Raw genomic sequence first — 19,974 nt, 5'->3', positions numbered from 1 at the left:
GGGTCATGCGGTGGTGCGGTGGTGCCGTCGTGCGGTCGCCCGCACGACCGTGCGGGCGGGCCCTCCGAGGAGGACCCGCCCGCTGCGAGCTACCGGCCGGATCAGCGGACGGTGCCGTCCGTGACCAGCAGGTCGTCGAGCGTGAACGCGACCGGGCCGGCCGCCGAGCTCGACAGGTACGTCTGGATCCCGAACGTGCCCGCGGTCTGCAGGGCGGCCAGGGACCCGGTCGTCGTCGACTGCCACGCCGTCGGCTCGGCCTGGCCGACGGGCCACACCTTCGCGTTCATCGTGGTGGGCGACGTGCCCGTGACCTGCACGCGGACGCGGAGCTGCTGCCCGGCCGTGTACGTGAGGTTCGGGACGACGACCGACTTGAGATTGGTCCCGTTCTCCGACTGCACGATCATCACCTGGCCGGTCGACCGCACCCAGACCTGCGTCTGGTACACGGCCGTGCCGACCTGGCGCGAGTTGATCCGCACGTACGCGCCGCCGCCCGTGGGCACCCGGTCCAGCGAGAAGCTGACCTGGGCGTCCGAGGCGGTGCCGCGGACGGCGTCGAGGCTCGCGGTGCGGGTCTCGCCGGCGGGGCTGGTGACCTGCGCCTGCCCGTCCTGCACCTTGAGGATCGACGCGTTGCCGGTGATGCGCCAGGCGCCGCCGGTCTCCGCCGTGCCCCAGCCGTTGGCGGTGGTGCGGGCGAAGGAGTCCTGCGCGAGGATCCCCGCGGCCGGCGGCGTGACGACCGGGGCGGTCACCGTGACCGACCCGTCCTTCTTCGTCGAGACGAGGCCCTTGTCGTCCGTCACCGTGACCGACACCGCGTACGTGCCGGCCTTCGCGTAGGCGTGGTCGACCGTGCGACCGGTGCCGGTCGTCCCGTCGCCGAACGCCCAGGCGTACGAGGCGACCGTGCCGTCGGCGTCCGTCGACGTGGATCCGTCGAACGAGGCCGTCAGGTCCTTCGCCGTCGACGTGAACGCCGCCGTCGGGGCCTGGTTCGCCGGCGTGCCGACAGGCGCGGTCACCGTGACCGTGCCGTCCTTCTTCGCCGAGACGAGGCCCTTGTCGTCCGTCACCGTGAGCGACACCTGGTAGGTGCCGGCCGCGGCGTAGGCGTGGTCGACCGTGCGACCGGTGCCCGTGGCGCCGTCCCCGAAGGTCCAGGCGTACGAGGCGACGGTGCCGTCGGCGTCCGTCGACGTGGATCCGTCGAACGAGGCCGTCAGGTCCTTCGCGGCGGACGTGAACGCCGCCGCCGGGGCCTGGTTCGCCGCCGCGGGAGCGGTCACCGTCACGGTGCCGTCCTTCTTCGCCGAGACGAGGCCCTTGTCGTCCGTCACCGTGAGCGACACCGCGTACGTGCCGGCCTTCGCGTAGGCGTGGTCGACCGTGCGGCCCGTGCCCGTCGTGCCGTCGCCGAACGCCCAGGCGTAGGAGGCGACCGTGCCGTCGGCGTCCGTCGACGTGGATCCGTCGAACGAGGCCGTCAGGTCCTTCGCCGTCGACGTGAACGCCGCCGTCGGGGCCTGGTTCGCCGGGGCGGGCGCCTGGCCGTCGCGGGCGACGACCACGTCGTCGATCCGCGTGGTGACGGGCGCCGTCGCCGACCCCGAGAGGTAGGTCTGGATCGCGACGGAGCCGGCGGCCTGCAGCGCGGCGGTCGAGCTGGTGATGCTCGTCTGCCATGCGGCGGGCTCGGCCTGGCCGGCGACCCACACCTTGGCCTTGACGGTGGTCGGCGAGGTGCCGGTCGTCAGGACGCGGACGCGGAGCTGCTGGCCGGCCTTGTAGGTCGTGCCGGGGAGCACGTAGGACGCCGGGTTCGACGATCCCTCCGACTGCACCAGCTGGATCTGCCCGGTCGCCTTGACCCAGACCTGCGTCTGGTAGAACGACGAGCCGACCTGGCGCGAGGTGACCCGCGTGTAGGAGCCGCCGCCGGTGGGGACGGAGTCGAGCGAGAAGGTCGCGCTGACGTCCGACGACGTGGTGGACACCGCGTCGAGGCTCATCGTGCGCGTCTCGCCCTTCGGCGAGGCGACCTGGCCCTGTCCGTCCTGCACCTTGACGATGCTCGTGCTGCCGGTGACGCGCCAGGCGCCGCCGACCTCGGCCGTGCCCCAGCCCTGCGCGACCGTGCGGCCGAACGAGTCCTGCGCGAGGACGCTCGACGCGGGGGCCTCGACGGTCACCGGGGAGGTGGTCGTCGTCGTGAGGCCCTTGTCGTCCGTCACCGTGAGCGACACCGGGTAGGTGCCGGCCTGGGCGTAGGCGTGGGTCGTGGTGCGGCCCGCGCCGGTGGTCCCGTCGCCGAAGGCCCAGGACCAGGAGGCCACGGTGCCGTCGGGATCGCTCGACGTGGAGGCGTCGAGCGAGGCGACGAGGCCCGCCGTGGTGGACGTGAACGCGGCGACGGGCGCCTGGTTCACGGGCGGGGCGGTGACCGTGACGCTCGCGGTCGTGCGACCCGTCGCGCCCTCGTCGTCCGTCACCGTCAGCGCGACCTGGTACGTGCCGGCCTTCGCGTAGGGGTGGGCGATGGAGGGGCCGGTGCCGGTCGTCCCGTCGCCGAACTCCCACGCCCAGGACGCGATGGCGCCGTCCGGGTCGGAGGAGGCGCGGCCGTCGAGGTTCGCGACCAGGTCGGTCGTGGTCGACGCGATCACCGCCGTGGGCTCCCGGTTGACCGGGGGCGCCACGACCGTCACCTGCGTGGACGCGGAGCCCGTGAGGCCCTTGTCGTCCGTGACCGTGAGGGTCACCGTGTAGGCGCCGCCCGCGGCGTAGGCGTGCGTCGGCGTCGGGCCGGTGCCCGTGCTGCCGTCGCCGAAGTCCCACGCGTAGGAGGCGACCTGGCCGTCGGCGTCCGTGGAGGCGGATCCGTCGAGCTTCGCCGTGAGGTCCGTCGCGGTGGCGGTCACCACGGCCGTCGGCGCGATGTTCGCCGGCGCCGCCTTCACGGTGATCTCCTGCTGCGTGCGGTTCGTCGTGCCGCGGTCGTCCGTCACCGTGAGCGTCACCGTGTAGGTGCCGGCCGCGGCGTAGGTGTGCGACTGCTGCGCGCCGGACGCCCGGACGTCGTCGCCGAAGTCCCAGTCGTAGCCCGTGATCGTGCCGTCGGCGTCCGTGGATCCGGTCGCGTCGAACGACGCGGCCAGGAAGTCGGCCTGCTGCGTGAACGCGGCCTTCGGGGCCTGGTTCGGCACCCGGCCCGTGGTCCCGAGCGCGTGGTGCGTCGCGATCGTGTCGGCCGCGAGGGCCGTGGGGTACACCGCGACCTCGTCGAGGCGGCCCTGGAAGGTGCCGCTCGCCGAGCCCCAGGTGTTGTCCCCGCCGATGCGCCAGTAGCCGTCGTAGCCCTGGGCCTGGGTGGCCCCGTTCTGGCCGACGAGCTCGCCGTCCACGTAGAGCTTCAGGCCGTCGACGCCCTGCGAGGCCGCCATGTGGTGCCACTGGCCGTCGTTGTACGCCTTGGGCGACGTGGCCAGGTTGGTCTGGCCGGTCCAGATCCCGAACTGCAGGCGTCCGTCGTCCTGCATGTAGACGTGGCGGTCGTAGCTGCCGGAGAAGTTGAACGGATCCGCGTTGTCGCCGAACCCGATCAGCTTCCCGCCGCGGTTCGTGGTCGTCTGGAACCACGTCTCGACGGTGTACCGCTGCGGGTTCTGGACCCGCTGCGAGCTCACCGTGATGCTGTCGTCGAACGACGCCGACGTGCCGGCGGTGCCCGCGAGGGCGCCCGCCTGGCCGAAGGACACGTTGCGTCCCACGTTGCCGGGGACGTCGTTCTGGCCGGCGTCCTTCACGGTCGTCGCGCCCTGCGCGTCGTCGAGGCGCCAGAAGAACGACGGGTCGGCGGCGTAGACCGCCTTGCCGTAGGCGTCCGAGGGCGCCGGCGGGATGGGCGAGGTGCGGCCCGAGGCGACCAGGTGGTCGACGACGTCGGCGCGCGTGAGGGCGGTCGGGTAGATCGACACCTGGGCGATGTCGCCGGCCAGGTAGTAGCTCGCGGGCTGGTTGGGCCAGCCGCCGAGGTTGTCGCCGCCGATGCGCCAGAAGCCGGTGAAGTCCTGGCCGGCCGTGACGTCGGCGCGCTGGCCGACGACCTTGCCGTCCACGAACAGCTTCATGCCCGCGTCGCTCATGGTCGCGACGATCTGGTGCCACTTCCCGTCGTTGAAGCCGGGAGCCGAGCTGATCGTCTGGGTGGCCCCGGTGTAGACGCCGAAGAAGATCCGGCCGTCGTTGTCGAGGTAGACCATGCGGTCGTAGTTGCCCGAGGTGCCGGTGCTGTTGTTGCCGTAGCCGACGACCTTGCCGCCCGAGGTCGAGGTCGTCTTGACCCACGACTCCACGCTGAAGGTGTTCGGCGACTTCGCCGCCTGGGGCGTGACCGCGAAGGACCCGTCCTTGCCGGAGAAGGTGGTGGCGGTGGATCCGTCGATCGGGCCCGCGGCGCCGCGCGTGGCGGCGTCGACCCGGAGGTCCTCGAACGCGACGTGGTCGAGTCCGGCGGTGCCGTCCCTCTCGTCGAGCGGGTAGTACGCGGTCGCGCCGTCGTCCTTCACGCTCGTGGCGTAGGCGTCGCTGCCGGACTGGTCGGCGATCACGACGGGCGCGCTGTTGCGGTCGACCGCGTTGCCGTTGCCGTCGGTGACGACGACCTTGTAGGTGTGCGAGCTGCCGGGCACGAGGCCCTTGTCGACGAAGCCCATCGAGGGACGCTGCCAGAACGTGGAGTCCTGGGTCACCTGGTAGACGGGGGTCGCCGTCTTCCCGTCGCGGATCACCTTGTAGGTGAGGCGGGTCGAGTCGCGGTCGAACGTGGCCTGCCAGGCGACGCGCGCCTCGCCCTTCGTGTACGAGACCGTCTTCGGCACGAGCTGGTCGTTGCCGTTCGGGCCGATCCTGTTCGGCGCGTCCTTGGCCGTCGCGTAGCGCACGAGGCCCTGCTGCGCGGTGGTGTTCACGTACGGGAACTCGCCGCCGACGACGATGTAGTCCTGGTTGCCGTTGACGCTCCAGGCCGCCTGGCCCTGGCCCGTGAAGGAGCCCGTGACGTACTTCGGGAACCAGTTGAGCAGCGTCGGGGACGGCGTGCCGGCCCAGTTGTGGTAGCCGTACGGGTCGGCCGTGGCCGTGCCGGTCGCCTGCTTGCTGAAGGCGATGCTGTGCTGGAAGGTCCACGGCTCCGTCTGCGGGAAGCCGCCGATGTTGCCGCAGTAGTGCGGGTGGCCCGCCACGTACGCGACGGTCTCGGTCGCGAAGACGGAGTAGCTGTCGCCGTGGCAGTCCTCGACCCAGTTCACGACGCCGGTGTTCGGGTCCGCCGAGAACGCGCCCTCGAGGTTGCCGCCGTCGCCGAACGTGTAGCCGGATCCGTACACCCGGTCGCCCGTGGCGTAGAGGCTCGTGATCGAGGACTCCACGCCGGCGTTGCGCACCTGCTGGTTCGCGGCCCACGGGAGCGAGGCGCCCGAGGCCGGGTCGACCGCGCCGAGCCCGTAGGTGGGGACGCCGCTCAGCTGCGTGAAGCGGCCGCCGACGACCAGCTTGGACGCGTCCTTCGTGAGCGTGAGCGCATCGACCACGGTGTCGGTGTCGGCGACGAACGGCAGCGTGGCGCCGGTGGAGGCGGACACCGCGGCGAGGTAGTTCCGCGCGGCGCCGTTGACGCTGCGGAACGTGCCGCCGAGGTACACGGTGTCGTTCGAGGCGCTCACCGTGCGGGTCTGGCTGCCCATGATCGGGCGGAAGGTCGGGATGATCTTGCCGGTCGCGGTGCTGAACGCCGCGGCGCGGTAGTAGCCCTGGCCGTCGATGTCGGTGAAGTCCCCGACCACGTAGATGCGCGAGCCGTCGGGCGACGCCGTCACCGAGAGCGCCTGCGCGTTCAGCTTCGGCGCGAACGAGGTGATGAGCGCGCCCGTGCGGACGTCGTACGCGAGCAGGTTGCTGCGCGGGGTGAGGTTCGTCCCGGGCGCGGCGCCGGCGGGGCGCGCGTTCTGGAACTTGCCGGCGACGTAGACGGTGTCGCCGACGACGACCTGCGACCAGGCGACGCCGTCGATCTGGGTCGTGGGCAGCGGATCGGCGGTCACGGTGGCGGGCGTCCGCGGATCCGTCGGGTCGACGGGGGCGGAGTCGGCCATCGCGGGCTGCGCGATCACGACCGCGGACAGGATGACCGCGGCGGCCGCGGTCATCGCGGCCAGGCGACGTCCCGCGGAGGAGAGGATGCTCATTTCGTCCTTGCTTGGGGTGGGTGGTGCGGGTGAGGGAGGGCGCCGGTGGTCAGCGGGAGCTGGCCGGTCGGGGGCTGCCGACGCGCTTCGCAGCGCTGAGCATCGTGCCCACCGACCGCGCGATGCGCTGCCGGTAGAGCTCGGGTCCGTGCCGGTGCTCGGCGCGGAAGCGGTCGCGGGCGGCGCGGGCGCGGTAGGCGTCCCAGTCCGTCGCGACGAGATGGAGGGCGTCCGCGAGGGCGGCCGGATCCGAGGGCGGCACCAGCTGCGCCGACTCGTACCCGCCCGCGGCCTCGCGGAGGCCGGAGGTGTCGCTGACCACCACGGGCCGTGCGGCGAGCAGTGCCTCCACGGCGGTGTTGCCGAACGGCTCGTCCACCCGGGAGGGGACGACGCACGCATCCGCGGCGGCGAGGTAGGGGGTCACCTCGGCGTGGAAGCCGTGCAGGGTCACGAGCGCCTCGAGGTCGAGGACCCGGATCGTCGTGCGCAGCTGCTCCTCGTACCACTCGTAGCCGGGGAACACGGCGCCCACGATGTCGAGCGTCGCCGGCACGCCGCGGTCGCGGAGCTCGACGATCGCCTCGACGGCGACGTCCACGCCCTTGCGGTCGGAGAGCCGGCCGACGTAGAGCACCCGCAGCCCGCCCTCGAGCGCGGGGCGCGCGGGGGCGGGATCCGCGGGGCCGGGCACGCCGTTGTGCACGACCACGGCCCGGCGCGCGACCCGCGGGAGGGCGCGGCCGAGGACCTCGACGCTGTAGCGGCTGTTCGCGACCACGCGCGTCGCCAGGGCGAGCGGCAGGGCGAGCGCCGTGCCGACCGCGCGCGACGCGGATCCCTCCGCCTCGTGCACGTGGCAGAGGACGGGGCGGCCGGTGAGGCGGCCGACGAGGATCCAGAGCGGGATCGTGACGGTGTTGACGTAGACGGCGTCCGGGCGCGTGCGCCGCACGAGGCCGAGGCCCGCGGACAGGCCGCGGGCCGACTGGCCGACGAGGGCCGCGAAGCCGCGCGGGCGCAGCATCGCCTTCCGGAGCACGGGCGTGGGCGCGTGGTGCACGACTGCGCCGACGCCGGTGAGGGCGTCGACGAGCGGGCCGTCCGCCGGCAGGGTGACCACCGTGCGGGCGCCCGCGGCGACGAGGCCGGCGACGCTCTCGAGGAGCACCCGGTCGGATCCGTAGAGCTCCGCGCTCGGGTGCGCGACGAGGATCGTGCGGCCGCGGAGGTCCGCGCCCTCGTCCTCGGCCTGCGCGAGCGCGCGCTCGGTGTCGGCGTACGCGGTCACGCGGGCACCTGCGCGGATCCGACGGACGCGGCCTCGGCACGGCGCGCGTCGAGCGCGCCCATGTCGCGGAACCACTTGACCGACGCGAGGGCGAGGTGCCCGGCGTTGGCGAGCATCATCAGCGCGTAGACCGCGAGGAACACGACGGGCGCGCCGAGCAGCGCGAACACGATGCAGAGGAAGCCGTAGTCGGTGGGGATCACGAGCAGCGAGCGCAGCAGGGTCGAGCGGCCGGCCTCGGGGGCGGGGCCGCCGGCGACCTGGTGGACGCGCTTCAGCTGGTCGTTGAGGATCATCGCGAAGAAGCTCGCGGCGGCCACGATCGCGTAGACGACGGGCACGAGCAGCCACGCGTCGGAGTCCGTGGCGGGCCAGCGGTACATCGACACGAGCACCGCGAGGTGCAGCGACGAGATCTTGATGCAGTCGACGACGTGGTCGAGCCACTCGCCCGACAGCGATCCGCCGCCGCGGAGGCGCGCGACCTGGCCGTCGGCCGAGTCGAACGCGTAGCCCACGGCGAGCAGCAGCCACACAGCGATGCCGAGCCAGGCGGCGGGCTCCACGAGCGCCACGAGCGCGATGCCCGTGAACGTGAAGGCGGCGCTGATCGCGGTGACCTGGTTCGGGGTCAGCCCCGCGCGGTAGGCCCACGCGGCGAGGAGGCGGCCGGCCGGGCGGTTGACGCGGATCGAGTACGCGGGCGCGCCCCGGGCCGCCTTCTTCTGCGCGGACGCCAGGCGGCGCACGACGTCGAGGTACGACTCCGCGCGCGGGTCGGCGGTGGCGGTCATCGGCTCTCCTCGAGGAGGAAGGAGGTGCGGCCGGCGTCGCTGGCGCGCAGCTCCGGCTCCCAGCGGGTGGCCGAGCGGACGCCGCGGCTCATGCCGCGCGTGGAGTAGCCGCGCGTCAGGCGGGCGGCGAGCTCCTCGTAGCCGTCGGCGATGGCGTCCCAGTCGTAGGTCTCCTCGGCGCGCTCCTGCAGTCGGCGGCCGATCGCGACGGCCTCGTCGGCCGCGGCCTCCGCGCCCTCGACGAGCGCGGCGACGCCGGCGGCGTCCGACCAGAAGCGGCCGTCCTCGCCGAGCACGTCGCGGTTGAAGACGTTGTCGTTCGCGAGCGTCGCGGTCGCGGCGCCCATGGCGCGTAGCAGCGACGGGTTGGTGCCGCCGACCGAGTGGCCGTGCAGGTAGGTGAGCGCGTGGGCGTAGAGCTGGTCGAGCTGCTCCTGGTCCCACACCCCGCCGAGGCGCTGGATGCGCGGGTCGGCGGTGGCGACCTGCTCGATGCGGTCGGTGTACGCGGCCGAGTACGGCGCGGATCCGACGACGACGAGCGGCAGGGTCGCGCCCGAGGCGGTGTAGCCGTCGACGATGACGTCGACGTGGTTCTCCGGCTCGAAGCGCGCGACGACGAGGTGGTACTGGCCGGGCTCGAGGCCGAGCTCCGCCAGGCGGTCCGACGCGGGGTCGCGCAGGATGTTGGCGCCGTAGGTGAGGAGCTCCGTGGGGATCCCGAACTCGTGGTCGTAGTAGTCGGCGATGCCCTGCGCGTCGGAGATGAGCGCGTCGGCGTCCTTGACGGCCATCTGCTCGGCGACGCGGTAGTACTTCTTGCCCATGCGGCCCCACTTGCCGCGCTTCCACTCGAGGCCGTCCACGTGCACGGCGGTGGCCGTGCCGCGCGAGCGGATGAGCGGGACGAACGGCGCGTTGGCGGCGTTGAACACGAAGGCCGCGTCCTGGCGCTTGCCGAGGGCCAGGTGGATCGCGGACAGCGCGGTGTGGCTGAGCGTCTCGATCGACTTGGTCTTGAGCGCCGGCAGGTGCACGAGCGTCATGCCGAGGTGGGTGCGGGGACGCGAGCGGTTCGCGGAGCGGCAGTAGACGGTGACGTCGTGGCCGCGGGCGGCGAGGCGCTGCCCGATCTCCTCGATGGCGGTCTCGAATCCGCCGTACGCGGCGGGGACCCCTCGGGTGCCGACCATGGCGATGCGGAGACGACGCGGTTCGATGACAGACATTTCAGTAAGCCCCTACGGGTCGGGTGAGCACCCGGAAGGTGCGCCACATGATCATGACGTCGCCGGTCAGTGACCAGTTCTCGACGTAGTACAGGTCGAGCCGGACGCTCTCGTCCCAGCTCAGGTCGCTCCGGCCGTTCACCTGCCACATGCCGGTGAGGCCCGGCTTGATGAACAGACGGCGGTGCACGTGGCTCTCGTAGCCCTGCACCTCGCGGCGCAGCGGCGGACGCGGGCCCACCAGGCTCATGTCGCCGACGAGGATGTTCCACAGCTGCGGCAGCTCGTCGAGCGAGTAGCGGCGGAGCACGGCGCCCACGCGGGTGACGCGCGGGTCCTTCCGCATCTTGAACAGCGGGCCGGATCCCTCGTTGGCCGCCGTCAGCGCCGCAAGCTCCGCCTCGGCGGTGACCCGCATCGAGCGGAACTTGAGCATGTGGAACTCCTGGCCGGCCTTGCCGACGCGCTCCTGGCGGAAGATGGCGCCGCCCGGGCTGTCGAGGCGCACCACGAGCGCGACGAGGAGCATCACGGGCGAGAGGACCACCAGCGCGAGGCCGGCGACCGCGATGTCGAGGGCCCGCTTCATGACGTGCTTGCCGCCCTCGAACTGCGGGATCTCGACGTGGATGAGCGGCAGGCCCTCGACCGGGCGGAAGTGGATCCGCGGGCCGGCGACGTCCGTGAGCCGCGACGCGAGCACCAGCTCGATCGACGAGCCCTCGAGCTCCCAGCCGAGCGTGCGGACGGCGTTGCTGCCGGCGCGCGGCTGGCTGGCGACGATGACGGCGTCGGCGGCGGTGCGGGAGGCGGCCGCGGCGACGGATCCCAGGTCGGAGACGACGGGGATCGTGCGCCCGGCGACCTCGAGGCCGTCGAGGTGCTCGTCGATCGCGACGCCCACGACCGTGTAGCCGGAGGCGGGGCGCAGCAGGATCTGCTCGGCGACGTCCTCGACGTCCGCGCGGGTGCCGACCACGACGACGCGGGAGAGGTGCGCGCCCTGCATCCGGCGGCGGATGAGCCACTGCCGCCAGCTCCACCGGGCCAGGAGCAGCGCGACGACGCCGAGCGGGAACGCGAGCACGACGTAGCCGCGGGCGATGTCGACCTTCAGGAGGAGGAACGCGATCGCGAGCGCGCCGAACGTGATGGCCGAGGCGTTGACGACGCGCTTGTACTCGCCGACGCCGACCCCGACGATGCGGGCGTCGCGGGTGCGGAAGGCGCCCAGGACGGCGATCCACGCGGCGACGACGACCACCGAGACGATGCCGTAGTCCAGCTGCACCGAGCCGGCGTCGACCGCCGCGTCGCCCGTGCCGAAGCGGGTGAGCTGCGCGGCGAGGACGGTGACGATGATGATCGCCCAGTCGGTCGCGATGAGCCGCGTGCGGTAGTCGCGGGCCCAGCGGCGCCCCGAGGGGACGACGGGGACGGCGGGCGCGACGCCGGATCCGATGATCGGGCGGTGCGCGGAGCGGCGCTCCGGGCGCACGCGGCTGCGCTCGCCCCGGGTCGCGGGGCGGTTCCTCGTGGTGCTCATCGCGTGCCGGGCAGCGCGCGGAGCGGTCGCGGGGTGTCGTGGGGTCGGGTGGGCGCGGGGAGGCGCGGACCGCGGGTACGGTCGTGCGCCGATGACGGGTTCATCGGGTGTGTGCCTGCGTTTCGGGTTACAGGTGGGTGGTGCGGGGTGCGACGCGGCCGGGGTGGACCTCGTCGGGTGCATGGCTCCGTGTCGGATGCGGCTGGGTGGGCCTCGTCCGGGGAGTGACCGTCGCGGGTACGACGGGTGAACACCGTGTGGTGACGGTGGCAATGCTAAGCGCTCGCCGGGCCTCCGGGCCCCTCCCCCTTCGGGGGACGGACGACCGCGGACGCGACGACGGGCCGACCCCGGGTGGGATCGGCCCGTCGTCGGGGTGCGCGGGTCAGCCGGCGGTCGCCCCGACCGTCCGCGAGCCCGTGACGATGCCCGTGAGCGAGCCGATGAGCGACGGGACGCCCACGGCGATGCTCGACTGCAGCGACGCGATCTCGCCCGTGATGCGCAGGTCGGACCCGAGGACCCGCCGGCCGATCACCTCGACGCTCGTGCGGTCGTTGCCCGTCGCGTCGCGGAACGCGGCGAGCGTCCCGTACACGGCCGGGTTGCCGACGCCGCGGCTCCAGATGACGGCCCAGCCGGGGCTGCCGGCCTGGTCGCGCTGGTAGACGTTGCCCGACGTGCGGATGCCCATCTGCGCGGCGGAGCGCTTGTGCGTGTGGTCCTCGACGGCGAGCAGCGCGTTGCCGGTGCTGCCCTGGAGCACGTTGTTCGAGATCGTGATGTCGGTCACGACCCAGGTCACCGTGGGGTCCGGCAGCTTCTGGCGCGGGTCGTGGCCGGCGGTCGACAGGTTCGTCGCGATCCGGTCGCCCTGCGAGATGTCGATGTCCCGGTCGTTGGCGGCGAAGGTGTTGTTCCAGACGCCGATGTGCCCGGAGTTCTCGATCCAGAGCCCCTCCTCGCCGCTGCGGGCGATGACGTTGTCCGCCACCGTCGCCGTGGCGGAGAGCTCGAGGACGATGCCGGCGCCGGTGTTGTCGAGGACGTCGTTGCCCGTGAGCGTGATGTCGTAGACGGACTCGTCGAACCACAGGCCGTTGCCGGCGTTGCGCTGGAAGTCGCTGTCGAGCACCTGGATGTCGCGCGACCGGCCGATCTTGAAGCCGCCCGACACCGGGGCCCGGTTGAAGCGCTCGAGGTTGTTGTCGGCGACGAGCAGACGGGTCGCGACGAGGCGGTCCGCGTAGACCGCGCGCATGCCGAGCATGCCGTTGCGGGCCGAGGTGACCGCGGTCAGCCGGGCGTCGGTCGCCATGACCGAGAGGCCGATGGTGGCGATGTCCGTGATGGCGACGTTCTCGAACGCCACGCGCGTGCCGTGGATCTGCACCGCGCCCTGGTCCGGGACGGAGGGGGCGTAGCGGCGGATGCCGATGCCCCGCACGGTGCTGCCGTCGCCGCGCACCTGGAGCGCGCTGATGAGGTCGCTGGAGCGGACGCTGGACGAGCGCGGGTCGGATCCGACGTACAGGCGGTCGGCCGCGCGGTCGACGAAGAACGTGCCCGGCACGACCTGCGCCCGGGTCGCGACCTGCTTCTGGGCGGTGCCGCCGAACCAGACCTGGTCGGGGTGCGCCGCGAGCGGGAAGGCGGGGTTGACGAACGACCAGCTGGCCGAGGTGCCGTCGGGCGCGCCGCGCGTGTAGGTGGGGCTGGTGTCGAAGGACAGGTTCCATCCCGGCGCGTACCAGCCGGATCCGGACGCGACCCATTCGGAGAGCTTCCGGCTGCCGTCGAGCCAGACCTTCTCGCCGGGGTACGACTGCAGCGTCAGCGCCTCGCCCTTCGGCATCACGACGGACTCGTGATAGGTGCCGCCGCGGACGACGACGGTGCGCCCGGAGGCCGCCACGTCGACGGCCCGCTGGATGGTGCGGAAGGGCGCGGACTGCGAGCCGGACGCGCCGTCGGAGCCGGTCGTCGCGACGAACAGCGCGTTCGACGGCACGGCGTAGCGCGTCGAGCCGACCGGCGCGGAGCCGGACCCGGGACGCGCGTCGGCCATCGGGACGGCCTGCTCGGCGTCGCCCGTCCCCGTCGCGGGGGCGGGCGCCGGAGCGGGGGCGGGGGCGGGCGCCGGTGCGGGGGCCGGCGTCGTCGGCGCGGGGGTCGGCGTCACGGGCGCGGTCGACGCCGTCAGCGGCCGCACGGCGAAGTCGTCGAACGAGACGGCCTGGGCGCTGGAGGAGGCCGAGAGGTACGACCAGACGCGCGCGCCGGATCCCGACGTGAGGCGGGCGCCGCTCGTGTCGGCCGTCGCCGCCTGCCAGGCCGGGGTCGCCTGGCCGTCGAGCCACGCGCGGGCGTCGACGGAGACCGTGCCGGTGCCGGAGACGCGGGACTGGAGCGTGATGGCCTGGCCCGGCTGGACGCCGCGGGCGACCACGGCGCCGGGCACGAGGGTGGTCTGCGCGGCCGTCGACCCGGTGACGCGGATGATCGACAGGAAGGCCGTGCCGGTGCTGTCGACCCGGACGGTCGACTGGTAGTACGACGACCCGGAGACGCGCTGCTGCAGCCCGGCCGAGACGCCGTTGCCCGCGGCGGGCACCCGCGGCATGGTGATGCGCACCGTCGACTCGCTGTCCGCGGGGACCGCGGCGGGGATGGTCGCGGCGGCGGCGGTGCCGGCGCGGCCGAGGTCGATGACGCCGCGCGCGCCGTTGACGCGGAACGCGGACGACACGTCGTGCGCGTACGGGGCGGCTCCGGACGAGGACCCCCATCCGCCGCTCGTGCTGCGGGTGAAGGAGTCGGTGAAGACGGGGGCGCCGGCGACCAGGCCCTGCCCGCCGGCCGCGTGCGCGGCCTCCGGGACGACGAGGGCGGCGGGCACGGCGAGGCCGATCGCGACGGCGAGGGCGACGAGATGTCGAGAGCGGGCAGGCGGGGATGAGGGCGTCATTCGGGCGGGTCCTTGCTCGGGTGGGTTCCGTCGGGCAGGCCTCGGGCAGGCGGGGCGCGATGCCCCCCGTACGGGTGGGTTCGTCGAAGATAACCCAGAAAGGGGGCTCCGTGTCCCCCGAACGGAGGACACGTCATGACTTCGTCCCGCGGAGGCGCCACCCCCGTTCGGGTGCGCGCCTACCGTCGGCGGGGTCCGGCACCGTAGGATCCTCAGCAGATCCGCCGCTCGACGCCGCCCCACCCAGGCGGCCGACGTACCCGCGTCGCCCGAGCAGGAGGATCCCGCCCGGCGTACCCGCACCGGGCTGCACCCGATCCCGCTCCACGGCGTACCCGCGCCCGGACGCGGTCCACCCGGAAGAACGACGAGCCATGACCCGAATCGGCTACGCCGCTGGAGCATTCGACCTGTTCCACGTCGGCCACCTCAACATCCTCAAGCACGCCAAGAGCCGGTGCGACTTCCTCATCGCGGGGGTCGTCTCCGACGAGATGCTCGAGCGCAACAAGGGCATCACGCCCGTGGTGCCGCTCGCCGAGCGCCTCGAGATCGTGAGCCACATCAGCTACGTCGACGAGGCCCGCGCGGAGACGCTGCCGGACAAGCTCGACACCTGGCGCGACGTGCGCTTCGACGTCTTCTTCAAGGGCGACGACTGGCGCGGCACCCCGAAGGGCGAGCGCCTCGAGGCCGAGTTCGCCGCGGTCGGCGTGGAGGTCGTGTACTTCCCGTACACGATGCACACCTCCAGCACGCGGCTGCGTCGCGCGCTCGACGTCCTCAGCGGCGTCGGCGCGGCCGCGTCCCCGCTCGCGACGCTGCCGCAGCCCGCGGGCCACGCGACCCAGACGCTGGTCAGCCGCTAGCGGGATCCGCCGGACCCGGCCGTCGCGCTCACCGCGCGCTGACCGCCGTCAGGCCCCCAGCCGCTCCGCCGCGCGCTCGGTCGCCTCGACGAGCGCGTCGAGGATCCCGGGCTCGTCGAACGCGTGCCCCGCGTCCGGCACCATCGTGAAGCGCGCCTCCGGCAGCGCGCGGTGCAGGTCCCACGCGGTCGCGGGCGGCGTGCACATGTCGTAGCGGCCCTGCACGATCTCGGTGGGGATGCCGCGGAGCAGGTGCGCGTCGCGGATCAGCTGGCCGTCCTCCATCCACCCGCCGTGCATGAAGTAGTGGTTCTCGATGCGGGCGAACGCGAGCGCGTAGGTCGGCTCGGCGAAGCGCGCGACGAGCTCGGGTCGCGGCAGCAGCGTGATCCCCGACGCCTCCCACGTGGACCACGCGACCGCGGCCGGCCCGTGCACCGCGGGGTCGGGATCCGCGAGCAGCGCCGCGTACGCCGCGATGATCCCGCCGCGCGCGACGCCGGGCACGGGCGCCGTGAAGGCCTCCCACCCGTCCGGGTAGACCATGCCCGCCGGGCCCTCGTAGAACCAGTCGAGCTCGGACGCGCGCAGCGTGAAGATGCCGCGGAGGATCAGGCCGGTGACGCGGCTCGGGTGCGTCTCGGCGTAGGCCAGCGCGAGGGTCGAGCCCCAGGACCCGCCGAACACGAGCCAGCGCTCGACGCCCAGGTGCTCGCGCAGCCGCTCGAGGTCGGCGACGAGGTGCCACGTGGTGTTGACCGAGAGGTCGGCGTCGGGCGAGGAGACGTGCGGGGCGCTCCGACCGCAGCCGCGCTGGTCGACGAGGACGATGCGGTAGCGCGCCGGGTCGAACAGGCGCCGGTGGGTGGGGCTCGTGCCGCCACCGGGGCCGCCGTGCAGGAATACGACCGGGATGCCGTCGGGGTTCCCCGAGGTCTCCCAGTAGAGGAGCTGGCCGTCCCCCACGTCGAGCATGCCGGTGTCGTGCGGGTCGATCTCGGGGAAGAGGCTGCGCATCCCCCGAGCCTACGGGGGCGTCGTCCGGCGCCCGCGGCGGCGGCGCACGGCCCGCGCTACCTCTTCTTCTCGCCCTTCTCCATCCGCGGCGCCGCGGCGGCGGCGCACGGCCCGCGCTACCTCTTCTTCTCGCCCTTCTCCATTCGCGGCGCCGTGCCGTCGGCGATCCGCGCGTCGCGGTGCGCGCGCGCCTCGTCCTGCCGGTCGCGCTCCTCGCCGGACGCGACGGCCGCGCGGACGTGCGCCGGCGTGTAGCCGAAGGAGTCCACGAGGTCCTGCGCGTGCGGGCGCAGGCGCGCGACGAGCCGGTCGATGTACGCGGTGACGGCGCGGGCGCGCGTCGCGCTGATGCGGCCGTGGATCAGGAACCAGGCGAGGTCCTCCTCGATGAGGCGGAGGCCGAAGAGGTCGCGGGTCCAGGTGAGGATGCGGCGGGTGCCGTCGTCCATGGCCCGGCCGGTCTCCGACGCGGGGTCGAGCGCCTCGGTGAACGCCTCCCACTGCAGCAGCTGCGCGTGCGCGCGGGCCGCCTCGATGAGCGCGTGCTGGTGCCGGTTGAACAGGGCCGCGGCCTCGCCCGCCGGCATCTTCCGCGTGCCGCGGAGCGCGGTCGCGATCTCGCCGACCATCGTCTCGACGCGGCCGGTGAGCAGCGCGCGCTGGGTGTCCGGGTCGCGGAGCTGGCCCACGGAGCGGGCGGTGGATCCGCGGTCCGCGAGCGCCTGCCCGAGCGTGCGGAGGCCGGTCGAGCGGAGCGTCCGGTCGGTCGCCTGCTCGACGACGTAGCGCGCCAGCACCCCGAAGTCGGCCTTCGCGAACCGGCGGTTGACGTCGGTCAGCAGGCGCTTGGCGACGAGCTGCAGGAGCACGGTGTTGTCGCCCTCGAAGGTCGCGTAGACGTCGAGGTCGGCGCGGAGGCCCACGAGGCGGTTCTCGGCGAGGAAGCCCTGGCCGCCGCACGCCTCGCGCGCCTCCTGGATGGTGTCGAGCGCGTGCCAGGTGCTGAGCGGCTTGAGCGCGGCGGCGAGGGTCTCGAGGTCCTGCCGGTCCTCGTCGGTGTCGGTGGCGCCCGAGAACACCGAGTCGAACTGGCCGAGGAGCTCCTCGTGCGCGAACGACGCGGCGTAGGTGGTGGCGATGCGCGGGATCAGCCGGCGCTGGTGCCGCTGGTAGTCGAGCAGCACCTCCTCGTCGGTGCCGCCCGCCACGAACTGGCGGCGCTCGTTGCCGTAGGTGACGGCGATCTGCAGCGCGATCTTCGCGGCGCTCGTCGCCGCCCCGTCGAGCGAGACGCGGCCCTGCACGAGCGTGCCGAGCATCGTGAAGAAGCGGCGGCCGGGGCTCATGATCTCGGACGTGTAGGTGCCGTCCTCGGCCACGTCGCCGTAGCGGTTGAGCAGGTTCGCGCGCGGCACGCGCACGTGGTCGAAGTGCAGCCGGCCGTTGTCGATGCCGTTGAGCCCGCCCTTCAGGCCGTCGTCCTCGCCGCCGACGCCGGGCAGGAACGCACCGGTCTCGTCGCGGAGCGGCACGAAGAAGCAGTGCACGCCGTGGTTGACGCCCCGGGTCACGAGCTGCGCGAACACCGTGGCGGCGCGGCCGTCGACCGCCGCGTTGCCGAGGTAGTCCTTCCACGCGGCGCGGAACGGGGTGTGCAGGTCGAACTCGCCGGTCTCGGGGTCGTAGGTGGCCGTCGTGCCGATGCTCGCGACGTCGGAGCCGTGCCCCGTCTCGGTCATCGCGAACGCGCCGGGCGTCTCGAGCGACATGATCCCGGGGAGGAACTCGCGGTGGTGGCGCTCGGTGCCGAGGTGCATCACCGCGGAGCCGAACAGGCCCCACTGCACGCCGGCCTTGATCTGGAGCGACGGATCCGCCGCCACGAGCTCCTCGAACCCGGCGATGTTGCCGCCGTGGTCCTCGAGCCCGCCGACGATCCGCGGGAACGCGCGGTGCACGCCGCCGTGCTCGACGAGCACCTGGAGCTGCTCGGTCACGCGCGCCCGGTGCTGGTGCATGTCGAGCCCCTCGACGCGGTGGAGCTCGGGACGGCTCGTCAGCTCGCGCGACGAGGTGCGGACGTCGGCCCAGCGGCCGAGCAGGATCCGCCCGAGCGACGCGACGTCGACACGGGGACCCGTCCCCGTCGCGTCGGCCCGGCCGTCCGTGCGGTCGAGGTCCTGCGCGACCTCGGCGTCGACGGCGTCCGCGACCGGCACGGGCGTCCCCCGGAGCGCTCCCGCGACGGGGCCTCGTCCCCTCGTGCCGCGGGTGGTGCGTCGTGCCGCCGTGTCGACCATGGATCCTCCGCCAGTTCGCCTGCGCCGGCGTCCCTGCCGGCACCGGCCACGCTACGGACGGATCCTCCACCCGCCGAATATCACTGGCGGGGCCTCCAACGCCCTCCCGCGGAGCGCACCCGCGGCTTGTGGGAACCCTCAGCCGCGGGCGTCGCGGATCGTCGCGCGGGCCGTCGGCGACCGCCGGACGGACCGCGCGCGCCCTATGCCCGGGCGCCGCGCGCGCTGATCCGCTGCGGCACGCCCCACGGGTTGGCGGTGCGGAGCGGCTCGGGCAGCAGGGCCTCGGGCACGCCCTGGAACGCGACGCCCCGCAGCAGCCGGTCGAGCGACGCGGTGCCGACGCTCGTGCCGCGGTCGAGCGTGGTGGCGGGCCAGGGCCCGCCGTGCTGCTGGGCGTCGGTGACGGAGACGCCGGTGGGCCAGGCGTCGACGAGCACGCGGCCGGCGCGCGCGGCGAGCACGCGGACGAGCTCCGCGATCGCCCCGTCGGCCTCGCCGTCGCCGAGGTGGACGCTCGCGGTCAGCTCGCCGGTGAGGGTGCGGGCGGCGAGCGCGGCGAGGTCGGTGCCCGCGGGGTACTCGACGAGCAGCGCGAACGGGCCGAAGACCTCGTGGCGGAGGGCGTCGCCCGCGGCCTCGAACGCCGCGAGGGGCACGGCGGCGATCGTGGGGGTGACGGATCCGTCGGAGCCGGCGGCCGCGCGGCCCTCCGCGACGAGGCGCACGCCGTCGACCGCGATCGCGGCGGCGCGTCCGTCGGCGTAGCCCTCCGCGATCTTGGCGTTGAGCATCCCGTGCGGGGCGACGGCGCCGGCCTCCTCCGCGAGCACAGCGTCGAGGCCGTGGCCGGCGGGGAGCAGCACGATCCCGGGCGCGGTGCAGAGCTGCCCGGCGGATCCGGCGGCGCTCGCCACGAGGGCTCGCGCGATGGCCTCGCCCCGCTCGGCGGCCGCGCGCTCCGTGATGACGACGGGGTTCACGCTGCCGAGCTCGCCGAAGAACGGGATCGGGTCGGGGCGGGCCGCGGCGACGTCGGCGAGGAACCGGCCGGCGCGCAGGGAGCCCGTGAAGGTGGCGGCGCGGATCCGCGGGTCGCGCAGCATCGCGAGCCCGGCCTCCTCGCCCTCGACGAGCTGGAGCGTCCCCTCGGGCAGGCCCGCGGCGACGAGCGCGGCGGACGCGGCCTCCGCCACGCGGCGCGACAGCTCGGGGTGGCCCGGGTGCGCCTTCACGACCACCGGGCAGCCGACCGCGAGGGCCGACGCCGTGTCGCCGCCCGCGACCGAGAACGCGAACGGGAAGTTCGACGCCGCGAAGTTGAGCACGGGCCCGACGGGCACCAGGTGGCGCCGGATGTCCGGCCGCGGCGCGGGGGCGGCGCCGGGATCCGCCAGGTCGATGCGCACGTCGAGGTGCCCGCCGTCGCGCACGGCCGCCGCGAGGATCCGCAGCTGCACGGTCGTGCGCGTCAGCTCGCCGGCGAGGCGGCCGGGGGCGAGCGCGGTCTCCCGCTCGGCGACGGGCAGCAGCTCGGGCCGGATCGCCTCCAGGGCGTCGGCCACCGCCTCGAGCGCGTCGGCGCGCGCGGCCGGGGCGAGGGCGGCGAGCGGCGCGGCGGCCGCGGCGGCGCGCGAGGCGACGGCGTCCACCCGGGCGGCGACGGCCGGGTCGGTCGGGGCGGTGTCCTGCGGGGTCATGTCTCTCCT

10 protein-coding genes are annotated in these 19,974 nt (G+C 74.0%); 1 reads left to right on the top strand and 9 read right to left on the bottom strand.

Annotated elements, in window-relative coordinates; genetic code table 11:
- Positions 1 to 101: 101 nt before the first annotated feature.
- The 6 genes from H9X71_RS03720 to H9X71_RS03695 form a co-directional block, all read right to left on the bottom strand.
- Positions 102 to 6,251 carry a PKD domain-containing protein gene (locus tag H9X71_RS03720; protein ID WP_191148389.1) on the bottom strand — a complete coding sequence of 2,050 codons (6,150 nt, stop codon included), beginning with the start codon at positions 6,249 to 6,251 and terminating at the stop codon, positions 102 to 104.
- Between the two features lie 49 nt (positions 6,252 to 6,300).
- Positions 6,301 to 7,542, bottom strand: coding sequence for a glycosyltransferase family 4 protein (locus tag H9X71_RS03715; RefSeq protein ID WP_191148388.1), 1,242 nt, complete (start codon positions 7,540 to 7,542; stop codon positions 6,301 to 6,303).
- Complete coding sequence (locus tag H9X71_RS03710; protein ID WP_191148387.1) at positions 7,539 to 8,336, bottom strand: CDP-alcohol phosphatidyltransferase family protein; 798 nt, start codon at positions 8,334 to 8,336, stop codon at positions 7,539 to 7,541. The genes H9X71_RS03715 and H9X71_RS03710 overlap by 4 nt, the downstream gene beginning before the upstream one ends.
- A complete protein-coding gene (locus H9X71_RS03705; protein ID WP_191148386.1) occupies positions 8,333 to 9,565 on the bottom strand; it encodes a DUF1972 domain-containing protein in 1,233 nt (410 codons plus the stop codon). The genes H9X71_RS03710 and H9X71_RS03705 overlap by 4 nt, the downstream gene beginning before the upstream one ends.
- 1 nt (position 9,566) lies before the next feature.
- Positions 9,567 to 11,111, bottom strand: a complete 1,545-nt coding sequence (locus H9X71_RS03700; RefSeq protein WP_191148385.1) for a sugar transferase — start codon at positions 11,109 to 11,111, stop codon at positions 9,567 to 9,569.
- Positions 11,112 to 11,496: 385 nt separating this feature from the next.
- The gene (locus tag H9X71_RS03695) at positions 11,497 to 14,079 is read right to left on the bottom strand and encodes a right-handed parallel beta-helix repeat-containing protein (RefSeq protein ID WP_191148384.1); all 2,583 of its coding nucleotides are present in this window, start codon (positions 14,077 to 14,079) and stop codon (positions 11,497 to 11,499) included.
- 374 nt (positions 14,080 to 14,453) lie between these two features.
- Between H9X71_RS03695 and H9X71_RS03690 the strand changes: the two genes are divergently transcribed.
- Positions 14,454 to 14,948 carry an FAD synthase family protein gene (locus H9X71_RS03690; RefSeq protein WP_191148383.1) on the top strand — a complete coding sequence of 165 codons (495 nt, stop codon included), beginning with the start codon at positions 14,454 to 14,456 and terminating at the stop codon, positions 14,946 to 14,948.
- Between the two features lie 48 nt (positions 14,949 to 14,996).
- Here the strand turns inward: H9X71_RS03690 and pip are convergent, their stop codons facing one another.
- The 3 genes from pip to H9X71_RS03675 form a co-directional block, all read right to left on the bottom strand.
- Positions 14,997 to 15,965: a prolyl aminopeptidase gene (gene pip / locus H9X71_RS03685; RefSeq protein ID WP_191148382.1), complete on the bottom strand. Its 969-nt coding sequence runs from the start codon at positions 15,963 to 15,965 to the stop codon at positions 14,997 to 14,999.
- Positions 15,966 to 16,081: 116 nt separating this feature from the next.
- Positions 16,082 to 18,265 (bottom strand): acyl-CoA dehydrogenase family protein, encoded by a 2,184-nt coding sequence (locus tag H9X71_RS03680; RefSeq protein WP_191148381.1) that lies wholly within the window; start codon positions 18,263 to 18,265, stop codon positions 16,082 to 16,084.
- Between the two features lie 203 nt (positions 18,266 to 18,468).
- Positions 18,469 to 19,965 (bottom strand): aldehyde dehydrogenase (NADP(+)), encoded by a 1,497-nt coding sequence (locus tag H9X71_RS03675; RefSeq protein WP_191148380.1) that lies wholly within the window; start codon positions 19,963 to 19,965, stop codon positions 18,469 to 18,471.
- Between the last annotated feature and the right edge of the window lie 9 nt (positions 19,966 to 19,974).

The sequence above is a fragment of the Clavibacter zhangzhiyongii genome, from assembly GCF_014775655.1.
GTDB lineage: Bacteria > Actinomycetota > Actinomycetes > Actinomycetales > Microbacteriaceae > Clavibacter > Clavibacter zhangzhiyongii.
This window is presented reverse-complemented; position numbering and strand designations above follow the sequence as displayed.

What these genes read in the sequence shown, in the direction of transcription:
- H9X71_RS03680 (WP_191148381.1), bottom strand. Translation starts at nt 18,265, where the DNA reads ATGGTCGACACGGCGGCACGACGCACCACCCGCGGCACGAGGGGACGA.
- H9X71_RS03700 (WP_191148385.1), bottom strand. Translation starts at nt 11,111, where the DNA reads ATGAGCACCACGAGGAACCGCCCCGCGACCCGGGGCGAGCGCAGCCGC.
- H9X71_RS03675 (WP_191148380.1), bottom strand. Translation starts at nt 19,965, where the DNA reads ATGACCCCGCAGGACACCGCCCCGACCGACCCGGCCGTCGCCGCCCGG.
- H9X71_RS03690 (WP_191148383.1), top strand. Translation starts at nt 14,454, where the DNA reads ATGACCCGAATCGGCTACGCCGCTGGAGCATTCGACCTGTTCCACGTC.
- H9X71_RS03720 (WP_191148389.1), bottom strand. Translation starts at nt 6,251, where the DNA reads ATGAGCATCCTCTCCTCCGCGGGACGTCGCCTGGCCGCGATGACCGCG.
- H9X71_RS03710 (WP_191148387.1), bottom strand. Translation starts at nt 8,336, where the DNA reads ATGACCGCCACCGCCGACCCGCGCGCGGAGTCGTACCTCGACGTCGTG.
- pip (WP_191148382.1), bottom strand. Translation starts at nt 15,965, where the DNA reads ATGCGCAGCCTCTTCCCCGAGATCGACCCGCACGACACCGGCATGCTC.
- H9X71_RS03705 (WP_191148386.1), bottom strand. Translation starts at nt 9,565, where the DNA reads ATGTCTGTCATCGAACCGCGTCGTCTCCGCATCGCCATGGTCGGCACC.
- H9X71_RS03695 (WP_191148384.1), bottom strand. Translation starts at nt 14,079, where the DNA reads ATGACGCCCTCATCCCCGCCTGCCCGCTCTCGACATCTCGTCGCCCTC.